Here is a 21616-nt window from a genome sequence, read left to right as displayed (position 1 = left end):
TTGTAATGGAAATTCGGCTTACAAAATATTATTACGGCGATATTCCCGAGGACAAAGGCGGTGGTTCAATCAGCATTAAAAAAACATTCCCCTCCACCGGGGAAGGTCGCGAAGGGGCTGGTGCAGACTGGCCTTTATGGGAAGTATTCATCCGCAGTAAACAGGGCATCGATCATAAACATGTAGGCAGTTTACATGCTGCCGATGCGCAAATGGCCATTGAGAATGCCCGCGACGTATATACGCGCCGCATGGAAGGTATAAGCATTTGGGTAGTGGAAAGCAAATACATTCATGCTTCCAACCCCGATGAAGCGGCTTCCCTGTATGAGCCGGCAAACGATAAAGTATACCGGCACCCAACGTTTTACGATTTGCCCGATGAATTAACGCACATGTAATTAGCAATGACAAAGGATACATTATATAACTATACCCTGCATTTAGCCGACAATGCCCTTATTCTGGCACAACGTAACAGTGAGTGGTGCGGGCATGGTCCGGTGCTGGAGCAGGATATTGCCATCACCAATATTTCACTAGACCTGATCGGCCAGGCAAGAAGCCTGTATCAATACGCCGCTGAAGTGTTCAATAAAAAAGAAGGCAGGGAAGCTACTGAAGATAGTTTGGCTTACCTACGCGATGTTCGCGAATTCAAAAATTGCTTACTGGTTGAACAGCCCAATGGCGATTGGGCGCAAACCATTTTACGCCAGTTCTTTTTTAGTACCTATCAATACGGCTTATACCAGCAGTTGCAACAATCAACCGATGCTACCCTGGCTGCCATTGCAGAAAAATCCCTGAAAGAGGTGACCTACCATGTTCGCTGGAGCAGTGAATGGGTGATCCGCCTGGGTGATGGTACTGCTGAAAGCCACGACCGACTGGAAAACGCCCTGGATGAATTATGGATGTTCACCGGCGAACTCTTTACTCCGGCGGGGTATGAGCTGGACGCGCTAAAAGCCGGTTTTGGCGTTGAGCTTACCGCTTTGAAGGCCGCCTGGGAACAAAAAGTAAATGAGATCTTTGCAGAAGCTACGCTTCCCGATGCTGCCAGTCGCGCAGGTGTTTGGATGCAAACAGGTGGCAAAGAAGGCGTGCATTCAGAACAACTTGGGTTTATACTGGCAGAATTGCAATATATGCAACGGGCTTATCCCGGTGCGGAATGGTAGTTGGAAACGGCAGACGGCAGACGGCCCCCTACGGCGGCAATGCAGAAGTAAAGACTTATAACGTGAAATTGAAGGAGTGAATACAGTAACAAACATATCGGTCCAAAAAATATGGTCCATACTCGAGGAAGTATGTGACCCGGAAGTGCCTGTGTTATCGGTCATTGACCTGGGAGTAGTAAGAGAAGTAAAAGTAGCATCGGTCAGTGAAGAAGATGACGTGGAAGTGGTGATCACCCCTACCTATTCGGGGTGCCCGGCCATGGATGTAATACGTATGAACATCCATATGGTGCTGTTGCTGCATGGGTATAAAAATGTGCAGATCACTACTGTGTTATCACCAGCCTGGACAACTGATTGGATGACGGAGGCTGGTAAACATAAATTGAAAGCATATGGTATTGCCCCACCAAACCCCAAACAACAGGTTTGCAATACCCATTTATTTGCAGAAGACGAGGCCGTGCAATGTCCGCATTGTAATTCTTACAATACCCGCCGTATAAGTGAGTTTGGTTCTACTGCCTGCAAATCGTTGTATCAATGTAACGATTGCCAGGAACCGTTCGACTATTTTAAATGCCATTAATAAACACCCTGAGTGCCTATCCGCCTTTGGCGGTAAGCCGAAGGGGCTGATCAAAAAATTGCTCTGCTTAAATAACTGAACTATGCAGCCTGTTCTTTTTACCATTGAAGGTGGTATTGCCACCATTACCCTGAACCGCCCCGACAAATTGAATTCTTTTAACCGCGAAATGGCTTTGTTACTACAGCAAAAGCTGGATGAATGTGCTTCCCTGCATACCATTCGCTGTGTATACATTACCGGTGCAGGAAAAGGTTTTTGTGCCGGTCAGGACCTCGCCGAAGTGGTTGACCCGCAAGGGCCCGGCATGCAACGCATCCTGAGCGAGCATTACAATCCCATAGTTACCCGCATTCGCAATTTGCCCAAACCCGTTGTTGCGGCCGTTAATGGCGTAGCGGCCGGCGCCGGCGCCAACATTGCCCTGGCTTGTGATATAGTGGTGGCCGCACAATCGGCCTCATTCATTCAGGCGTTTTCAAAACTGGGGTTGATTCCCGATAGCGGCGGTACGTTTATGCTGCCCCGATTGATAGGCTGGCAAAAAGCAAGCGCCATCATGATGCTGGGCGATAAAATACCTGCCACCCAGGCCGAACAATGGGGCATGATCTATAAAGTGTTTCCTGATGAAGACTTTGTGAACGAAAGCAAAAAAATAGCGCTCACCTTATCACAAATGCCTACAAAAGGATTGGCTTATACCAAACAGGCCCTTACCTATTCCATGACCAACAGCCTGGAACAGCAACTGTTGCTGGAAGATGAATTTCAGCAAAAAGCTGCCAATACCCATGACTTTAAAGAAGGGATACAGTCCTTTCTGGAAAAACGCGCCCCGCAGTTCAAAGGAGAATAATTTCAAACAAAGCGTATGTCAAACAGCAAACCAACACCGACTGCCATCATCGATGCCATGATGAACAAGGATTATTTCAGCCAGTGGCTGGGTATTGAAAGACTGGAGGAAAGAGATGGGTTCTGTAAGCTACAAATGATGGTGCGCCGGGAAATGTGCAATGGGTTTGAGATCGCTCATGGCGGTATCAGTTATTCTTTTGCCGATAGTGCACTGGCCTTTGCTTCGAACAGTCATGGCCGACAGGCGGTTTCAATTGAAACCTCCATCTCACATATAAAACCGCTGAAAGCAGGTGATATAATTACTGCTACCGCAGAAGAAAAAAGCCGCAGTAATAAAATTGCTATTTACGATGTACGGGTGGAGAAAGAGAATGGAGAACTGGTAGCCTTGTTTAAAGGCACGGTATTCAGAAAAGAAACCGAATGGAACGTTTGAGGTCCCATTCGGTTAGAATTTTTATTGATGATCGATCAGCTTTAATGCGCCATCGCCATAACGCTGTCCTACATTAGGATGCCTGTTAATTACCGCTTCAATATTCTGCAATTCCCCTTTACTTAAAGTAATCTCCACTGCGGCAGCATTCTCTTCCAGGTACTTTCTTTTTTTCGTTCCGGGAATAGGGATCACGTCTTTTCCCTGCGCCAGTACCCAGGCCAACGCCAGTTGCGCAGGCGTACAACCTTTTTGACCGGCCAGCTCGGCAAATTCGGCTATTAATTGCTGGTTGTTCTGCCAGTACTCGCCTTCAAACCGGGGCAGCGTTCTGCGAAAATCATCACTGGGTAAACTTTCTTTATCCTGTACAGTGGCGGTCACCAACCCTCTTGCCAACGGACTATAAGGTACAAGCGTAATGCCCAACTCCCGGCAGGTAGAAAGGATCTCGCCTTCCACATCGCGGGTAAGCAGGGAATATTCACTTTGTAAAGCGGTGATGGGATGTACGGCATGCGCTTTACGCAGAGTGTTGGCGGAAGCCTCCGATAGACCCAGGTACTTAACTTTACCTTCCTTAACAAGTTCTGCCATGGCCCCCACCATTTCTTCAACAGGAACGCCAGGATCAATGCGGTGCGCATAGTACAGATCGATGGTCTCGATCTTCAACCGTTGCAGGCTTTTTTCAACGGCTGTTTTCAGATAAGCAGGTGAACCATCGAAATAGGTAGCGGGTACACCGCTGGCACTGGTTGAGCCCTCCTGTTTTTGCCGGAACCCGAATTTGGTTGCAATAAAAACCTTGCTCCTGTTAGGGACCAGTACTTTTGAGATCAGCTCTTCATTATGACCAGCGCCATACATATCAGCCGTATCCCAGAAATTAATGCCAAGCTCCAACGCCCTGTTCAACGTAGCGATCGACTCCTCATCGTTGCGTGGACCGTATGCGAAGCTCATTCCCATACACCCCAGCCCGATAGCCGATAGCTGAACACCGGTGTTGCCAAGATTCCTGTATTTCATAAAATTGTGTTTAGGAAACAAAATTACTTTAAACAAATGCTGTCTCATTTGTCGTATTCAAACCAAAACTTGCAAAATTCAAACCATGGTAAAATAATACTTAATGGGTCCTTAACGCGCGCTTCAATTACTGGTAACAAAACTATCTTTGAAAAAAGCAGGCGAATATGATCTATTCATTCAAAGGGTTTATTCCCGTTGTTCATCCCTCTTCATTTATTCATCCGCAGGCAGCGGTAACAGGCAATGTGATCATTGGAAAAAATGTGTATGTGGGTCCTGGTGCTGCTATCCGGGGCGATTGGGGGGGCGTTGTGATAGAGGATGGCTGCAATGTGCAGGAAAACTGTACCATACATATGTTTCCCGGTGTTACGGTGTTGTTGAAAGAGGGGGCGCACATTGGTCATGGAGCCGTGATCCATGGCGCTACTATTGGTCGCAATTGCCTGGTTGGTATGAACTGTGTGATCATGGACAATGTAGACCTGGGCGATGAATGCATTGTTGGCGCGCTTAGTTTTATCAGGGCCGATGAAAAGATCCCGGCCCGCAGTTTACTGGTTGGCAATCCCGCAAAGATCATAAAGCCCGTTTCCGACGAAATGATTGGGTGGAAGTCAGCGGGGACGCGGTTGTATCAATTGTTGCCTGGGGAAATGGCCAGTGAATGGGCCCCTTGCGAAGCGTTGACTGAGATACCTGTTGATAGACCGGAGCAGGGGTCACTTTATAAGACATGGGATGAGGTGAAGAAAAGTTGATCAGTTGACCAGTTGATCAGGCAGGTTGAATACGGGGGGATCAGTTGGCATGAGTTAACCTGTTGACCAGTTTATAAGATAACAGAAAGGACTAAGTGATTTAGAGTAGAAAATTGACAAGCGATAAGTTATATGGGAAAGATTATAAATTATTGATAATAGTTATACCTTTTGTGTAAGTGAAGTGTATGCTAGAGACAGGGTATCAAAATTTTGAGGCATTGAAAGTGTGGCAAAAGAGCCGAGAACTAAAAAACGAGATCTTCCAGCTGGTTAAAAGTTTTCCGCAAGAAGAGAAATTTCGACTTATCGATCAGGTGATAAGAAGTTCCAGGTCAATAAATATCCAGATTGCAGAGGGCTATGGAAAACGTAGCAATAAGGACAAAATAAAATATTGTATGCAAGCCAGGGGATCTTTGAGTGAAACGTTAAACCACCTTATTGACGCAGCTGATTGTTCCTATATAAATGCTGAACAACTTCGATGCTATCGGAGCAAATTAGATGAGCTGGAAAGAATTTTAAATGGGTATATCAAATACCTGAAAAGCCTCCCCATAGAGGGTTAAGTTTGAGGTTATTACTGCCTTTTACAGGTCAACTGATCAACTCTACCCCATTTATGCCCAAAGTAACTTAATATCAATAAGGGGCTAATTAACAATTAGTTACCCAATTAACGTATCAACCTGTCAACCTGTTAACCCATCAACTCTGCCCCCCAAACCTTATCTTTGCCGGTCAATTATCTAAAAGGAAGTGGAAAAATCAAACTTTGTCGACCAAATACGGATCTTCTGCCGTAGCGGTCATGGTGGAGCAGGCAGCAAGCATTTTATGCGTACCAAATTCAACCCACAGGCCGGTCCTGATGGTGGTGATGGCGGCCGTGGCGGACATATTATCCTGCGCGGGAATAAGAACCTGTGGACCTTACTGCACCTTCGTTATTATAAGAACGTACTGGCCGAAGACGGTCAGGGTGGTAATAAGAACAATATGACCGGTCGCGATGGTAAAGACATTATCATTGAGGTGCCCCTGGGCACTGTTACCCGCGATGAAGAGACTGAGGTACAGGAAGCCGAGATCCTGGAACATGGTCAGGAAATTGTTTGGGTAAAAGGCGGCCGCGGCGGTCTGGGTAATGCGCAGTTTGCGACCCCTACTAACCAGGCGCCTGAATATGCACAACCTGGTGAACCGGGTGAGGAAGGCTGGAAAGTGGTGGAATTGAAAGTGCTGGCCGATGTAGGATTGGTGGGTTTCCCCAATGCCGGTAAATCGACCCTGCTATCGGTGATCACTGCCGCCAAACCCAAAATTGCGGACTACGCATTTACGACCATAAATCCCAATTTAGGCATTGTGGCCTATCGCGATGGCAAAAGCTTTTGTGTAGCCGATCTGCCCGGAATTATTGAAGGAGCTGCTGAAGGCAGAGGGCTGGGTCACCGGTTCCTCCGTCACATTGAACGCAACTCAGTATTGTTATTTGTTATCCCTGCCGATAGCAATGACCATAAAAAGGAATTCAACATCCTGCTAAATGAGCTGGAAGAGTACAATCCAGAACTGCTGCATAAGCAATTCCTCATTGCGATCAGTAAGAGCGAAATGCTCGATGATGAATTGAAAGCCGCTATTGAAAAGGAGTTGCCAACAAACGTCCCCCATATATTTATTTCTGCCTTTACCCAGCAAGGGTTGAACGACCTGAAGGATATACTGTGGAAAGCATTGAATGAAGACCCGGAGGCACAGAACAGTTAGTAGGCACCTATTGTGACAAAACAATAAGCCGGTTACACTAACAGGGTATTGGAAATGCCGCCGATATAGTTAACTTAGGATTCCCTAAATACTGTTTACTATGGCGGTTATAACCGGTATCTTAAAACGCCTGGCTACCCTGGTGCGCAATCTCTTACGTGCACTATGGGTTTTCTTCCCCGGCATTCTATTTCTTGTATTAACCCTGGTGTGCTTCTGGAACCTTGCACAAGGTAAAGACCTGATGGTGCTGGCTACTGAACACCGGGGCTTTTTCCTGTTATTTCAATCGTTATTAAGTTTTTTGGTGCTGGTGAGCTGGTATGCCGCCCGCACCGTTGCCAATGCCAAAAAGCAAAGTGTGCATACGGCACCGGATTATTTGCAGGAAGGGTACTATAAACACATGCCCCGCTTTATAGGATTTACTCTGTTCACCATTATTATGCTGGCCTTTATTCAAACACCTTTGTTTGGCAGCGGCATTGAAGAGGATACCAAATTGTACTACGGACTTTTACTGGCTTCGATCCCCTATTACTTTTGGATGAACAAAGTGTTTGAACGGAATTTCAAGCGCCTCCGGTTCAATAAATTGTTTTATGGAACGATGGTGGTCCTAATTACCGGGTCTGCCTTAATTACAATGAACATCAGCCGTTATAGCTGGCTGGTAGTGATCATGCTGTTGGTGTTACAAGCCTGCTTTATGGTATTGGTAGTTACCCGGCGGGAAATATTGGAAAAAGAAAAAAGGACAGGTCTGAAGGCGGCATCAATGACCGGCAAGAGTTACCGGCTGGCCAGTTTCCTGGGCATACCAACCGAAGAAGTTCGTTTTCATATGGTCTTTTTAATGATCAGCCTGGTAGCGATGGCCGTTTACCTGGCCTGTACCCTCAATGTGGCATTTGCTGTAGGAATGGGTTCCTTTCCTTTTGTATTGCTGGCCTTCTCTGTATTTATGGGCTTTGGATTTATATTGTCGTTCTTCTCCATTCGTATTGGCATAAACATCCATGTTATTTTCCTGATCCTTATTTTCATTTTTGGCCAGTGGACGGAACGCCACTATGCAGCCCTGGCTAAAAGGAAAAGCACCATCAAAGAAACCTTTGCCGATAAAGCCAGCGTAAGGGATTATTTTATTCAATGGGTAAAAGACCGCGATACGCTGATCAGAAAATCGAAAGAGTTCCCGGTCTACTTTGTGTTGTCTGATGGCGGTGCCTCCCGCTCGGGTTACTGGGTGGCTTCTGTATTGGGAAAGTTAGAGGATACCTCGCAACATGATTTTTCAAGACACCTGTTTTGTCTGTCAGGTGCTTCGGGTGGCAGTGTAGGAAATGCGGCTTTTTATACGCTATTAAAAGATGCTGCCGATCGTCCTGATAAAAACCTACCCAATAATCAGCTTTTTTACAATGCGGGTAAGGAATACCTGCGCAGTGACTTTCTTACGTATACTCTCAGCCGTATGCTGGGGCATGATTTCTTTGTGCCAATGATCCCCTTCAATACCAATGGCGACAGGGCAAAAGCATTGACCGATGCCCTGGAGCAGGCGCCAAAAGACAGTGTGTTGTTAAAGAACCAACTGCAAGTGCCTTTTTCGGAGCTGGCGATTTATAAGAACCGGGTGAACACAAAACTGCCCATTCTTTGTGTAAACACTACTCGTATGCAGGATGGAGCCCCATCAGTGATCAGTACCATTGCAATTGATCCGCTCACATTTAATAATCGGGTCGATGTACTGGCGAGGCTTACCGATAGCAATGACATGAAGTTGAGTACGGCAGTAGTATTAGGCGCAAGCTTTCCGTATGTTAGTCCGGCCGGCCGTGTACAGGGTTTAAAGTTCCTGAAAAAAGGACCAACAGAATTTCCATTCTATTTTGTGGATGGCGGCTATGTGGACAATTCCGGCGCGGGGGTAGTGCATGAAATGATCATTAAATTGAATTCCCTGCGTGATTCCATCTGCCGCTCGAATAACGATACGGTGTTGAGAAGCAATTGCCAGAAGATCTCTTTCTATGTAATGCACATCAGTAACGGTCCGGAGGGAGATGTATTATTAAAAAAGATAAACCCATTTGTGAATGACCTGGCGGCCCCCCTTAAAACATTGATGGGTGCCTATGGTGTGCAAACAAGTATCAACGATAGCCGCCTGAAGAATTACCTGTCGGGTATGTATGGTAATAACCTGCATTACAAACCTATAAACCTTTACCGGCCTCAGGAGCCATTGAAATATTCGATGAACTGGGTCATTTCGGGCCGAACATTGGATAGTATGGACCAGCGGCTATATTCCAGCGATGTGCGGGCGTATATGGTGAAGATATTACAGGAGCTAAAGCAATAAAGGTTTGGCGGTGCCGCCGAACCGTCGTTCGGGCGGGCAAATCCATTGCTGGCTGGCCATTTAATGAAATTTTTCAATAGGTTTGCCACCACAAAAGCTATCAATTATATGAAGAAAATTCTTTTAACGGTTGTGTTAGCCGTTACTATGGTGCGCACCTTTGCCGATGAAGGCATGTGGCTGCCACTATTGCTTGGACAACAAGTGTATAACGACATGGTGAAGCGCGGTTTAAAGCTTACCAAAGAACAGTTGTACAGCGTAAACAAGGCCTCGCTTAAAGACGCGATCATCATTTTCGGTGGATTTTGCACCGGTGAAATTGTAAGTAATGAAGGCCTTATTTTTACCAACCACCACTGCGGTTATGATGCCACAGCCAATGCCAGTACGGTAGAACACAACTACCTCAAAAACGGTTTCTGGTCAAAAAGCAAACAGGAAGAAATCCCATCTCCCGGCTTATATGCTGAGTTCCTGACAGAAATTAAAGATGTTACTGCCGAAATAGTTGATTCAGCAAAAGGATTGAGTGGCCTGGACCGGGTGAGAAAAGTATCAGACGTTATGGCCGCCATCAACAAACGTAACAGTGATGAAGCAACCCAAACCATTGCACGGGTAAGCCCAATGTTCAAAGGCAACCAGTACCTGATGTTTGTATACAAGCGTTATTCAGATATTCGCCTGGCTGGTGTTCCACCTGAAAGCATTGGTAAATATGGTGGCGATACCGACAACTGGGAGTGGCCCCGTCATACCGGCGACTTTTCTATCTTCCGCGTATACATGAGCAAAGATGGAAAACCTGCTGACTACTCACCCGAGAATGTGCCATTGAAACCCAAACACTTTCTGCCTGTATCTATCAAAGGCATTAAAGATGGTGATTATGCCATGATCTATGGTTATCCGGGCAGCACCAACCGTTACGAAACATCATACGGTATCAAACAAAAAATTGATATCGACAATCCAACAACGGTGAAGCTGCGCGATATGAGGTTGAAATTTATGTTTGATCAAATGAAGAACGATGCGGCAGTTAAACTGCAGCTGGCCAGTGATTATGCTTCTATAGCCAACTACTGGAAGTTCTTTGATGGGGAAAGCAAACAACTGGTCAAATACGATGTGTATGATCAAAAGAAAGCCGCCGAATCAAAATTCCAAACATGGGCCAATGGTAAACCAGAGTTTGAGAACATTTTCAAAGACTGGGGCACTGCATACGACCAATGGCGTCCTTATTCAAAACACCGGGTGTATATCAATGAAGGCATATTTGGATCTCCCTTGTTAGCTTTTGCCGCCTCTTTACAACAGGTGGAAAACGCCATTGCGAAAAAAGGCGGTTCAGCCGATATTAAAAAAGCAGTGGAAGCAGCAAAAGAAGCAAGAGCTGAATTGTTGAAGGGGGAGAATAAACCATCTGACCAGAATATTGTGGCGACTGTATTAATGATGTATTACAAGGATATTGATAAGGCGCAGCACCCCATCGGCTTCTATGATAATTTAAAATCAAACTTTGGCGACCTGAACGACGAAGCCACATACAAAAAATATGCGGCCAGTATCTTCGCAAACACCATGATACTGGACAATGCCAAATGGGATGCTTTCGTGAGTAATCCCGATGCTACGGTTTTACAGGCTGATCCTGCATATGCCGTTTCAAGTGCTTTTTTAAAGAACTGGCAGGGAAAGTATTATCAATATTACCAACAGTTCACAACAAAGAACAACGATTTTGGACGCCTTTATCTGAAAGGAGTGATGTTAATGGATACGGTAAAAGCCAAAAAAATGTATCCCGACGCTACTTTCACTATGCGGGTAAGCTTTGGGAATGTAAAAAGCTATGCTCCCCGTGATGCCGTTAAGTATGATTACGTAACTACCATGAAAGGTATTCTGGAAAAATACAAACCCGGGGATTATGAGTTCGATCTGCCGGAAAAGTTACTGGAGCTGGCTAAGAAAAGGGATTATGGACAATACATCGACAAACAGCGAAATGACCTGGTAGTGGGCTTTATTACTACCAACGACATTACCGGCGGAAATTCCGGCTCACCGGTGATCGATGGGATGGGGAACCTGATTGGACTGGCATTTGATGGCAATTATGAAGCATTGAGCCACAAGATCTCATTCGATCCGGTTTATAACCGTACTATTTGTGTAGATGTTCGCTATGTCTTATGGTGCATCGACAAACTGGGAGGTGCTACCAACCTGATAAATGAGTTGAAACTGGTTAAACAGTAATCAATTAACATACAATTAAAAGAGTGGTCCCGCTGTAAGCGGGGGCACTCTTTTTTCTTTTTAAAAATGCTGTACTATTTTTGCAAAAAATTCCAATATCGATGGAGCAACAAGATCAGGTTGATTTATTACAGGATGTAAATGAAGAGGCGAATTACATGGACCCGGCTCCCCGGGGTTTGCGCCTTGTGAACCACATTGTAGACCAGGTGGTTATAGGTGTTGCCATCAATGGCGTTAAAAGTATTATAGCTTTTAGCAGCAAAACAGAAGCATATAAAAATTCATTATTCTTCCGCGAAGACCTGGCGGGACTTCAATTCTCACTCCTGGTCTCATTGGGCACTTTACTACTTTATTATACTGTTTTTGAAGCGACTACAAATGGTAGAACAATTGGTAAGATGTTAACGGGTACCACTGCTATTACGCAGGATGGGAGTCCGTTTACCTTTAAACATGCATTTTTGCGTACCTTATGCCGCTTTATTCCCTTGGAACCGTTCAGTACGTTTGGTTACCTGCCCTGGCATGATAGCATTACAAAAACGGCGGTGGTCAAAAAAACCTGGTAAGGGACACAAGGTTTAAAAGACAGAGATAAGGTTAAAGTTCAAAAAATTAGTTCCGACTATAAAAAACGGGCTTCACGCATTTGCGTGAAGCCCGTTTTACTTATCAGGTAGGTAACTTATCAACTTGTAAACTTCTCATATTCCTTCTGCACATCTTCTTTTCTGGGGCGTATAATAAGGCGCAAAGTGGGGTCATTGGTTACAAACGACCAGAACCAGCTAAAAGCCAGTTTTACTTTGTTACGGAAACCAATTAATGGAATAATGTGAATGAACAGCCAAACCAGCCAGGCGCCAAAGCCTTTAAAGAAGAATTTAGGAAGGTCACCTACGGCCTTGTACTTTGAAATAATGGCCATGCTGCCCTTGTCGTTATATGCAAAGGGCTCCATGGGTTTGTTGTCTGTAACTCTGGATAAATTTTTTGCCAGCAGAATACCCTGTTGAATGGCCACTTGGGCTAATTGAGGGTGCCCCCCGGGATAGTTTTTATCGGTTGTTTGCAAACAAAGATCACCCAGGGCAAATATGTTTTGTGTGCCTTGCACTTTATTATTGGCATCAACCATAATTCTTCTTCCCCGGCCAACAACGGACGCTGGCAGTCCCGGTACTTCTCGACCTGTTACCCCTGAGGCCCAGATCAGCACCTTGGTGGGAATGGTTCTGCCGTCAGAAAGGTAAACCGTATCATTGTTATAATCTTTTACGGCAGTATTGTTGATCACATGCACGCCAAGTTTTTTTAGTACCCTGGTAGCCTCCTGCTGGGATTTTTGGCTCATGGGCCCCAGCAATGCCTTTCCTGCATCTATGAGGTAAAGGTGCGAGCGCAAGTCTTTTATTTCAGGGTATTCTTTTGCGGCTATGTTACGTCCCAGTTCAGCCAGCATACCGGCCAGTTCAACACCGGTAGGCCCGCCGCCACAGATCACGATATTCAGGTGTTTTTCTTTTTCTTTCGGGTCTTCGGCATGTACTGCTTCTTCCATGTTCAACAGTAAATGATTGCGCAGGTTTAGAGCGTCATCGATGCTTTTCATCGGCAGCGAATTGGCTTTCACGCGCTCCATGCCAAAATAATTACTTTCAGTACCCATAGACAATACCAGGTAGTCATATTCTACCACACCGGTGTCTGTTTCAATATTATTCTGCTCAGGGTTTACCTTTTGCAGGGAACCCATATGAAACCGCAGGTTGGTCTTCTCCTGAAATAATCTGCGAAATGGATAACTGATATTGGAGGGTTCTATAAAAGCGGTTGCTACCTGGTATAACAGCGGAGGAAAAAAATGGTAATTATTCTTGTCTACCAGGGTAATGAGAAAGCGGCTGTCTTTGCAAAGATGTTTAATCAGGTTAATGCCGGCAAATCCGCCACCGACAATAACGACTTTTTTTAATGGTTGTTCCATAACTCGTTCTTCTTATTAACATTAATGAACAATTGTGCCCCCGGTTTGTATAATGGGGCATCTAGCGCCGTACTAACTTTTCAGGTTATGGCAAGTGTTAAGTAAGCAGGGATGGAGATAGATAGATGGAACAAAGTTCGTTACTATTATTGAAATAGCATAAAATTCCTAAAAAGATAGTTGTTGTACCATCAGTTTTAACCATTTGTTAGTCTGGAAATAAGGCAAGTTGTTGCCGAATGTAGCTGGGTTTATTAACAATGAAGTTCTGAATAGTCGGTCATGATCATGGGTATCACTTTATCCATGATCGTCCTTAAAGCAATGATATGTTTTTTAAGCGCCGGGAGTTCCGGATCTACCCAAACACCCGTTTCGATTTTTTCGGCAAGGGTGGCAGCTGAAGATATGTTTAGGTTATTTAGTGATGACTTCATACGATGGGCCAGGAACTGTACCTGTTTAATGTCTTTTTGTTCAAAAGCCGTTTCCATGTTTTTGATCCCGATGGTGGTTTCGCTGATAAACAGCTGTAGCATTTTAAGGATGAACTTTTTATCGCCACGGGTGATTTGTTTCAATTTACACAGATCGTATAATGGAGTTTCGTCGATGGCTGTTATTTTGACCGGGCCAAAATGTGTTTCACGCCCGAGCCATTTGGCAATAAGACGAACAAGGTCTTCTTCTTCAAAAGGCTTGCTTAAATAATCGTTCATCCCTGCCTGTATGCACTTTTCCATTTCTCCTTTTACGGCATTGGCGGTAAGCGCAATTATAGGGATATTAGAGGCCAGGTCCTGTCTGATGTGGTGGGTGGCTTCCAGTCCATCCATTACCGGCATTTGAATATCCATCAGAACAATATCAAAATGGTTATTACGAAGGGCCTCCAACGCTTCCATCCCGTTTACCGCTTCAGAAATGGCAGCACCATATTGGTTCAGGATGGTTTCTGCAACCACCCGGTTCATTTCATTATCCTCTACCAGTAATATTTTTTTATCGGCCAGAATATGAGCCTCTACATGACTGTTATCTTTTTTGGGGAGATCGTTTTCGACCCCTTTGGCAAATTCCAATAGGATGGTAACGATAGTGCCTTCGCCTTTTCTACTCTGTACCTCAATGGTGCCATTCATCAATTCAACCAACTGTTTTACGATGCTCATGCCGAGCCCGGTACCGCCATAGCTGCGGGCTATACTTTCATCTTCCTGGCTGAATTTATTAAAAAGGTTTTTCAAATAGCCTTCGTCCATCCCTTTGCCGGTATCGCTGATAACGATCACCAGTTCCTGCGAATAGAGGTGGTTATTATTGAGCAGGCATTGTAACGTTACATTACCCCGCTTGGTGAATTTTATTGAATTACTGAGCAGGTTCATTAAAACCTGGTTTATGCGGTACGGGTCGCCTTTTAAAACTTTGTCAACCTCGGGGGCCACCGACACTTTAAATTGCAGTCCTTTTTCCTCTGCTTTTAGTTTCAGTACCCGGCTGGTATTGGTTACCAGGTCGTGCATATTGAAGCCGATCTCCTCAAGCGTAACCTTGCCTGCTTCCAGTTTTGAAAAGTCGAGAATATCGTTGATGATCACCAGCAGGTTTTCTGCCGCTGTGCCAATGATCTCCAGGAATGACTGCTGTTGTTGATTGAGAATGGTTTTTTGTAATTGTTTGCTCATGCCCAGGATGGCATTCATGGGCGTTCTTATTTCATGGCTCATGTTGGCCAGGAACAGATCTTTGGCATGCACTGATTTTTCGGCAATCTTTTTGGCTTCTTCCAGTTGCCGTTGCAGCATTTTTTGCTCGGTTATATCAAGGTGGATGCCTATAGAACCGATGAGTTGTTGTTTATCGTTATATAATGGTGCGCCGGAAACCAGCCACCAATTCGCATCACTGTTTTTTGTATTAACGTTCATTTCATAGGCATCGGACAACCCCAACAGGCGAGAACTGTTCTTGTTCCTGATCATTTCCTTGTTCTCCTCCTTTACAAAAAGGTCAGATGCGTTCTTGCCGATCAATTCATATTCTTCATACCCGCACAGCAGGCAAAAGCTTTGGTTTACATAGCGGATGTTTTCGTCAAGGTCAACCTCTATAAGGCCCAGGTTCATATTGGCGATAATGCTTCTGTATTTTTCTTCCTGTCTTTTAAGTTTTATCTCCGATCTTTTTCTTTCTGTAATATCGGTGTACGTCCAAAGGTGGCCACGGTAAACATCATCGATAAATAGTGGGATATAGTTTCTTTCCAGCAAGCGGCCATCGGCCATTTTTAACTCCTCGTTATTTACGGGTTGGCGATTTTTTAAATACTGGGCCGTATTGGTCAGGAATTCAATTGGATATTTAAATAAGGCCGTACTGCTTTCGTACAGGTCGGTGCATTGAATGCCAACCAGTGTTTCGGTAGAGCCGGGATAAGCAAAGAAATCTGTGAATTTTTTATTGGTCAGTACCACCGTTCCATTCTCATCCTCCAGCAATACCCCGGTTTGCAGATTGATGAGCAGGTGGCTCAGCCGGTTGGCGGTTGCCGTCAATTCGGCCTGAATGTTTTTATAATTTTGAATATCAGTGAGCGTACCGATGAGTGTAATGGGCCTTCCATTTTTTGACCTGCTGATCACGCCGCCGCGGTTGAGTACCCATCTTATTGAACCATCTTTCAATTTCACCCGGTATTCAGCACAATGTTTGGAAATTTCGCCGGTCATATACTTTTGGAAAATTTCCACAGCTATGGGGCGGTCTTCCTCCACAATGGTTTGCCACCACACCAGGTTTTCATTTCCTTCATAAACAGTGCCGTCGAGCTCAAGGATTGATCTTTCATTAACGGCAAAGGTCATGGTACGGGTAGGGAAATGATATTCCCAAACGTTGTCATCGATGGTTTGAAGCGCAAGACGCAATCGTTTTTCAGATTGTTGCAGCAGGGCATCTGCTTTTTTCTTTTCCTGCAATTCATGCTCCAGGTAATTGATAATATCTGTGAGGTCGTCGGTTTCGCTATACGCAAGGGTATCACTACCCTTGAATTTATTAATGGTTTCTTTTAAGTGCTGAATGGAGGCATGTTTGAGCAGGGCCTCTTTTTTTAATTGTTCGTTTATTTGAATGTATTCTTTTTCGCTGATGGCGAATGCATGATTGAACAGTTTCCGGTCACGTTCATATTCTTCATAAGAATCGTGCACGGCCTGAATAAAACGGTTCAGGTGCTCCTGCAAATAATAATCTTCAGGAAGGTATTTTTTGATCTGCCGTTCAAGAAGTTTATTGAAACTCATATCACAGTTATATCTCGTCAAAGGTTGTTATGGTCATTGTTTGGTTATGTAATTCGCATTTTGCGTGGTCATTAAAGGGCGAGATCTCACCATAAGAGTAAAAGCCAGTGAGCAAGGTTTGGTTGCCAAATGTGTCGGCAACAGCCTCTACTTCTTCTTCGGTGCGTTTACCCAAAATGATCTTACGGCCAACACAACTGATCAATAAGGCCAGCTGGGGGGCACTCGGTAATTTTTTAAAAGCCTTGCTGGCGGCATTGGTGGCCGCATCAACCAGTTTATCGAAATTCGCTTTCATAAACCGTACTTTTGACCCATTTGGAACGTCACCGGCAAATACCATGCTGCCGGTTTCCTGGTCAATGGAAAGAATAGTGCGTACAATGGGTACATCCTCTTCGTGTACTTTAACGCCCAGCGGGAACAACAAGGCCGATCCGGGTAATTCTTCCGCATAAGGACCGAGATATGTTTTATACAGGTCTAGCGCCTTTTGGCCTTCTATTTCAAACAGCTGATTAGCAACCGATTTGGTAACCGTGCGTTCGGGGCCAAAAATTTCCCAGCCTCCCATAGAGGCATGAGAAACTATAAAGTGTTTACCATAAAATGGAATGGCCACAATATTACCACAGGATGGTTTTTTATTTAGTCCTACAACGGTTGATTTAAAATTGTTGCCATCGCCCGCCAAACCGCCGGTAACCGGCACGCGGTCATCCACCAGTTCGTTAATGCCACGCACCAGTTCGCTGCCATTCACATTACTGCCATCAGAAATGACCAGGATGTAAGCAAGATCAGTGAAGTTGATCAGCCGGATCAGGGCCTTGCCAGCTTCATAACTGTTTTCAAAATCGCGAATGTTTACCATAACAGGTTGAATGGAAGTTTTTTCCAGTTCAATAGCTGCAATGGAAACAGAATTGTCGTTTACCCGGTTGTTGATGATCTCACCCGCTGTGGAGCAAAGAACAATGTGTGCATTGGGGAAGGTAATTTTCAGTTCTTCAAACACTGGCTGCGTACAAATGACATCTTTACCGCCAAACCCCAGTACAAGCTGTGATTTAGCAAGATTGGCCAAAGAGGTTTCGTTTTGTGGTTGAAGCTTATTCTCGGTGTACTGTAATAGGGTTGTATGCATATGGAAAACGTTTAAGGTTAATACGGGGTCATACGATTTCTTTGGTTAATGAATATGTATATGCATGGGCAATGGAAATTGCCCGTTCAATAAAAACGAAACATGCGACATTTTATTCACTGATAAATGCCAGGGGTAGCGGATAACTCTTATTTAATTTAGCCTTAATTTTTAAAACAGCAACTTAGTTATACTACTAAATTATCCTGAAATAGCGGTATAGCGGTGATTCTATCATATAACCGTTAGTTTATTGACCACGGTCAATATTAGAGCTATGAAAAATGATCGAAAATATTATCTGAAGGAATAAAGGCTGTAGGGGCGGCTAAGGGTTTTGTTGTAGGAGGCTTAAAAGTTTGGTTTTCTGTTTTAGCGCAGCGTTGTAGCCAGCTTCATAGATCTGGTCGGCCTTATTTACATCGAACATCCCAAATTCATGCAGGTCGGGTTCCAGGAAGAGATCGAGTCGGTCAGTCTTACTGTAAACAACGGGAGCAATGGCCATGTGAAAGCACTTTTCAATCATGTTCATTTTACCAATACGTTTACCATTACCGAGACCTTTGGGAATATTGTTTACATAACAGCCAATAAGAACGTCGCAGTTTGTTTCGAGCGGTTCAACCGGAAAGTTGTTTAACAGGCCACCGTCAACCAGTACATGATCATCAATTTTCACTGGTTCAAAAATAACCGGCACCGAGGCGGAGGCAATAACTGTTTCAATGAGTTTGCCCTTTGAGAACGTAACTGCTTTGTTGTTGGCAAAATCGGTAGCGGTGATGTACAACTTTTTGTTCAGGCTTTCAAAGGAGTTATCGGGAATGAGGGTTTGTAAAACCTTTCGTAGCACTTTCATGGAAAAAAGGCCGTCTTTATTCAGTAAAAAGCTCGACCAGCCGAAGTAGGAGTTCTTTTTAAGCAGGTCACGGATTTTTTGGGGGGAATGGCCGGCTGCGTAAAGCGCTCCCACAATGGCGCCGGCGCTTACGCCGGAAATGGCATAGGGTTGAATTTGTAATTCTTCCAGCACCTGTAACAAACCTAAATGAGCGAATCCTCTAACACCGCCCCCGCTTAAAACAACACCTGTTTTTACCATTTATTATGTGAATTTTCAGGCATACAATGTAGATGCTTTTATCAGGAAATGCAAGCCCACCCCCTGGGATTATTTTTAACATTTCACTGCTTTTTATTCCCTTGCTGAAAGAAATATAACGGGGTTATTTCCGTTAGCTGGGAATAATGCTTATTACTATGAAGAAGACCCTTATTATCCCTGCCATCTTTTTTGGACTGCTGGTTAGCTGCCGGCCGGAGGAGAATCCTGAGCAGCTAAAGGCGATTAACCAGAGTTTGGAGTATGCGAATGGGGTTATGCAGGAGGCGAATAATAGGGTTTATTATGAATTTATGGAAAAGAAAAAAGAGCTTAGTACTGGGGTGTATGCAGCGGTATGGGAGCCTAGGGCAATCCAAATAGGAAGATATTCCGATAGCATCAGGCACTTTATAAATATTATAAAAGACGAGTTAATAAAGAAGTCGGATCGTTTAAAAATTGACTATGTTGAGGTGACAAAGCAATTGCACAACCCTGAAGGAATTGGCGGGCAATTGGTGAATAAACTAATTGCATTCAAAGACAGCATTCAGGCTTTATTCATTTCGGATAATAGGATGGCTCGCCCCTATATGCAAGATCTTTTAAAAACAATTCCCTTATTGCCAACATACCGGGATAGCTTACCTGAGGACAAGAAAAGAGAATACAAAAAGAATTGGTTAGAGAAAAGTTTCGGTAAAACCTCTGCATTAATGGGTATGATCATGTTGAATAAAATAGAGAGCGATGTGTTAGCAATGGAGAATGCATTAATTACGTATTGCATAAGCCAAATTTCAAACGGGTGTAATTTATTAAAATTTAAATATTCGGCAGTTATCATCTTAAGCAGTAGTTATATAAAACCAGGGCAATCAATACAGGTGTCAGCGGGATTAGGTGAGTTAAGTTCGGCTGCGGACCCAATTATAACCATAAATGGTAATCGGGTGCCCTTAAGTGATGACGCTATGGCCCAATACAGTTTTAAACCAACGGGCAAATCAGGAAAGCATCATATGCCGGTGACAATCGAATTTATAAAACCAGATGGAACAAAAGAGACTGTAACAAAGAGCCTGGAATATATAATCGCTGAAAATTAATCCCTTTAACAATGAACAGAAACCTCCTACCCCTTGCGGTTGCAGTTTTATTACTGGCTGCCTGCCGGCAACAGGAAAATGAAAGTCAGCTGAAAGAGATCAGTGCGGGTTTTGAAAAAGCCAACGATGCAATTAGTGATAAGAATAGATTAGGGTACGAATCAATGAGAGAAAAACTTAAGGACCCTCCAACACAAGACATGGCGCTTGTTTGGTTGCCCAGGGCTGAAGTGGTATCCCGGCAAGTCAACCAAACAAAATTGTGTATTGAAGAGCTTAAAGAAGCGCTAATAATACGTTCAGATAGTTTTACCAAAAGCGACAACAACATTGTTCGGGATTTACTGGAGAATAGTGGAAAAGGTGATGAATTGTTTAAAAAGCTGGCCTCATTTATTGATAGTCTAAGCACTGTGTTTAATTCGGACGAGTTTATAAGCAATCAATTTATGATGGCTGTTTTAAAGAATGATAGCATTGGATTTCATAAACATGTTCCTTTATTATCACATCAATATATTTCAGTGAGGCTTAACGATAACCAAAATTCTAAAGAGTGGGTGAAAAATAAATTTGCCAATAGCTCCCCTTTGTTGGCTTTAGCCATGTTAAATAAAATAGAATCGGATGTGGTGCTGACTGAAGATTTTCTCATTAATTATTGCAATTCGAAGGTAGCATATAATTTTTGCGGGTATGTAAAACTTTGGGTAATTGGTTCATTAAGCAGTAGTTGTGTAAAGTCAGGAGATACAGTAGAAGTTACAGCGGGCGTAGGGAAATTCGATGATATGATGCGTCCGCGCATTACTATTGATGGAATTTCTCAGCGATTAAATAACAAAAAGGTAGCGGTACATGCGTTTATCGCAAATGGAAAGCCGGGAAAACATTCTGTGCCGATAAAAATTGAATATATTGATGTGAATGGAAGACGCGAGACGGCTACAAAAGAATTGAGCTACTATATCATGGATCCAAAGTAAATAACCGGCCGGCGATAGAACCCAATTTATTTCCGTGTAGATAGCGTTGAGTAAACATAAAACCAAAGAATACACACAATTAACATTGCTGATGTGTATTTCTTTACCGCTTTTGAAGAAACTTCGCTTGAACTTTTTACAATCGCATAATTATAGCCAATTAAAAAGCAGCCGAATTTTATCCACCAATTTCTCATGATTTAAAAGTTTAGAGTTTTCTTTTTAATATAGAGTGATGTGATATGGCCGCGATGGTAGAAGCAGCTTATTTTCTATGAAGGCTAACTTCTTTAACTATTTATGCCTTTTGAAGCTGCTAATCAAATTATTAGAATTGATTTCCTGATGTAGAGCCACGCTTTAAATGTCACTTTTATTTGAAAAAAGGTGACATTTGTTGCTTTAATATGCCGGTCTTTGCAATGACTTCAATCTTTATGATTATTTAATAAAGCACAGGCAGTGGTATCATAGAATTTCGTGGGTAAATTATCAAAGCCTGGAACGGACCTCTTTATCATTCATTCCTCCCACTGAGGTACTTGATGTTTATAGACAGGATTATAAACTTATGCAGGAACAAATGATCTATGGAGATACCATGTCTTTTGATGAGCTAATTGATCAATTAAAACATTTACAGAGTGAATTCCGGAGAAACATCAAAGC

18 protein-coding genes are annotated in these 21616 nt (G+C 43.7%); 13 read left to right on the top strand and 5 right to left on the bottom strand.

Annotation, left to right across the window (positions count from 1 at the left end):
• Positions 1-5: 5 nt before the first annotated feature.
• The 5 genes from paaB (at position 6) to paaI (ending at position 3076) form a co-directional block, all read left to right on the top strand.
• Positions 6-401 carry a 1,2-phenylacetyl-CoA epoxidase subunit PaaB gene (gene paaB, locus J7I42_RS04940; RefSeq protein WP_209137659.1) on the top strand — a complete coding sequence of 132 codons (396 nt, stop codon included), beginning with the start codon at positions 6-8 and terminating at the stop codon, positions 399-401.
• A gap of 6 nt (positions 402-407) precedes the next feature.
• Positions 408-1184 carry a 1,2-phenylacetyl-CoA epoxidase subunit PaaC gene (paaC, locus tag J7I42_RS04935; RefSeq protein WP_209137658.1) on the top strand — a complete coding sequence of 259 codons (777 nt, stop codon included), beginning with the start codon at positions 408-410 and terminating at the stop codon, positions 1182-1184.
• 76 nt (positions 1185-1260) lie between these two features.
• Entirely contained in the window at positions 1261-1776 is a 516-nt protein-coding gene (gene paaD, locus J7I42_RS04930) for a 1,2-phenylacetyl-CoA epoxidase subunit PaaD (protein ID WP_317196229.1), read from the top strand.
• 82 nt (positions 1777-1858) lie between these two features.
• Positions 1859-2635: an enoyl-CoA hydratase-related protein gene (locus J7I42_RS04925; protein ID WP_209137657.1), complete on the top strand. Its 777-nt coding sequence runs from the start codon at positions 1859-1861 to the stop codon at positions 2633-2635.
• Positions 2636-2650: 15 nt separating this feature from the next.
• Positions 2651-3076, top strand: a complete 426-nt coding sequence (paaI, locus tag J7I42_RS04920) for a hydroxyphenylacetyl-CoA thioesterase PaaI (RefSeq protein WP_209137656.1) — start codon at positions 2651-2653, stop codon at positions 3074-3076.
• A 21-nt stretch (positions 3077-3097) separates the two neighbouring features.
• On the opposite strand, the gene J7I42_RS04915 is transcribed toward paaI, so the two are convergent.
• The gene (locus tag J7I42_RS04915; RefSeq protein ID WP_209137655.1) at positions 3098-4108 is read right to left on the bottom strand and encodes an aldo/keto reductase; all 1011 of its coding nucleotides are present in this window, start codon (positions 4106-4108) and stop codon (positions 3098-3100) included.
• A gap of 167 nt (positions 4109-4275) precedes the next feature.
• Between J7I42_RS04915 and J7I42_RS04910 the strand changes: the two genes are divergently transcribed.
• From J7I42_RS04910 to J7I42_RS04885, 6 genes are all read left to right on the top strand, one after another.
• Positions 4276-4872: an acyltransferase gene (locus J7I42_RS04910; RefSeq protein WP_209137654.1), complete on the top strand. Its 597-nt coding sequence runs from the start codon at positions 4276-4278 to the stop codon at positions 4870-4872.
• A gap of 188 nt (positions 4873-5060) precedes the next feature.
• Positions 5061-5444 (top strand): four helix bundle protein, encoded by a 384-nt coding sequence (locus J7I42_RS04905; RefSeq protein ID WP_236065391.1) that lies wholly within the window; start codon positions 5061-5063, stop codon positions 5442-5444.
• A 190-nt stretch (positions 5445-5634) separates the two neighbouring features.
• A complete protein-coding gene (obgE, locus tag J7I42_RS04900) occupies positions 5635-6648 on the top strand; it encodes a GTPase ObgE (RefSeq protein WP_209137652.1) in 1014 nt (337 codons plus the stop codon).
• Between the two features lie 100 nt (positions 6649-6748).
• A complete protein-coding gene (locus tag J7I42_RS04895; protein ID WP_209137651.1) occupies positions 6749-9022 on the top strand; it encodes a patatin-like phospholipase family protein in 2274 nt (757 codons plus the stop codon).
• A gap of 108 nt (positions 9023-9130) precedes the next feature.
• Positions 9131-11296: a S46 family peptidase gene (locus J7I42_RS04890; protein WP_209137650.1), complete on the top strand. Its 2166-nt coding sequence runs from the start codon at positions 9131-9133 to the stop codon at positions 11294-11296.
• Between the two features lie 101 nt (positions 11297-11397).
• Positions 11398-11871, top strand: a complete 474-nt coding sequence (locus J7I42_RS04885) for an RDD family protein (protein ID WP_209137649.1) — start codon at positions 11398-11400, stop codon at positions 11869-11871.
• A gap of 119 nt (positions 11872-11990) precedes the next feature.
• On the opposite strand, the gene J7I42_RS04880 is transcribed toward J7I42_RS04885, so the two are convergent.
• The 4 genes from J7I42_RS04880 to J7I42_RS04865 form a co-directional block, all read right to left on the bottom strand.
• Positions 11991-13289: an NAD(P)/FAD-dependent oxidoreductase gene (locus tag J7I42_RS04880; protein WP_209137648.1), complete on the bottom strand. Its 1299-nt coding sequence runs from the start codon at positions 13287-13289 to the stop codon at positions 11991-11993.
• A gap of 254 nt (positions 13290-13543) precedes the next feature.
• Positions 13544-16597, bottom strand: coding sequence for a PAS domain S-box protein (locus tag J7I42_RS04875; protein WP_209137647.1), 3054 nt, complete (start codon positions 16595-16597; stop codon positions 13544-13546).
• Positions 16598-16604: 7 nt separating this feature from the next.
• Positions 16605-17744: an FIST signal transduction protein gene (locus J7I42_RS04870; protein ID WP_209137646.1), complete on the bottom strand. Its 1140-nt coding sequence runs from the start codon at positions 17742-17744 to the stop codon at positions 16605-16607.
• A gap of 328 nt (positions 17745-18072) precedes the next feature.
• The gene (locus J7I42_RS04865; RefSeq protein ID WP_209137645.1) at positions 18073-18849 is read right to left on the bottom strand and encodes a patatin-like phospholipase family protein; all 777 of its coding nucleotides are present in this window, start codon (positions 18847-18849) and stop codon (positions 18073-18075) included.
• Positions 18850-19007: 158 nt separating this feature from the next.
• Between J7I42_RS04865 and J7I42_RS04860 the strand changes: the two genes are divergently transcribed.
• Both J7I42_RS04860 and J7I42_RS04855 read left to right on the top strand, forming a co-directional pair.
• Positions 19008-19961: a hypothetical protein gene (locus tag J7I42_RS04860; protein ID WP_209137644.1), complete on the top strand. Its 954-nt coding sequence runs from the start codon at positions 19008-19010 to the stop codon at positions 19959-19961.
• Positions 19962-19972: 11 nt separating this feature from the next.
• Positions 19973-20947 carry a hypothetical protein gene (locus J7I42_RS04855; RefSeq protein WP_209137643.1) on the top strand — a complete coding sequence of 325 codons (975 nt, stop codon included), beginning with the start codon at positions 19973-19975 and terminating at the stop codon, positions 20945-20947.
• The last annotated feature ends 669 nt before the right edge of the window (positions 20948-21616 follow it).

The sequence above is a fragment of the Niastella soli genome, assembly GCF_017742245.1.
GTDB lineage: Bacteria > Bacteroidota > Bacteroidia > Chitinophagales > Chitinophagaceae > Niastella > Niastella soli.
This window is presented reverse-complemented; position numbering and strand designations above follow the sequence as displayed.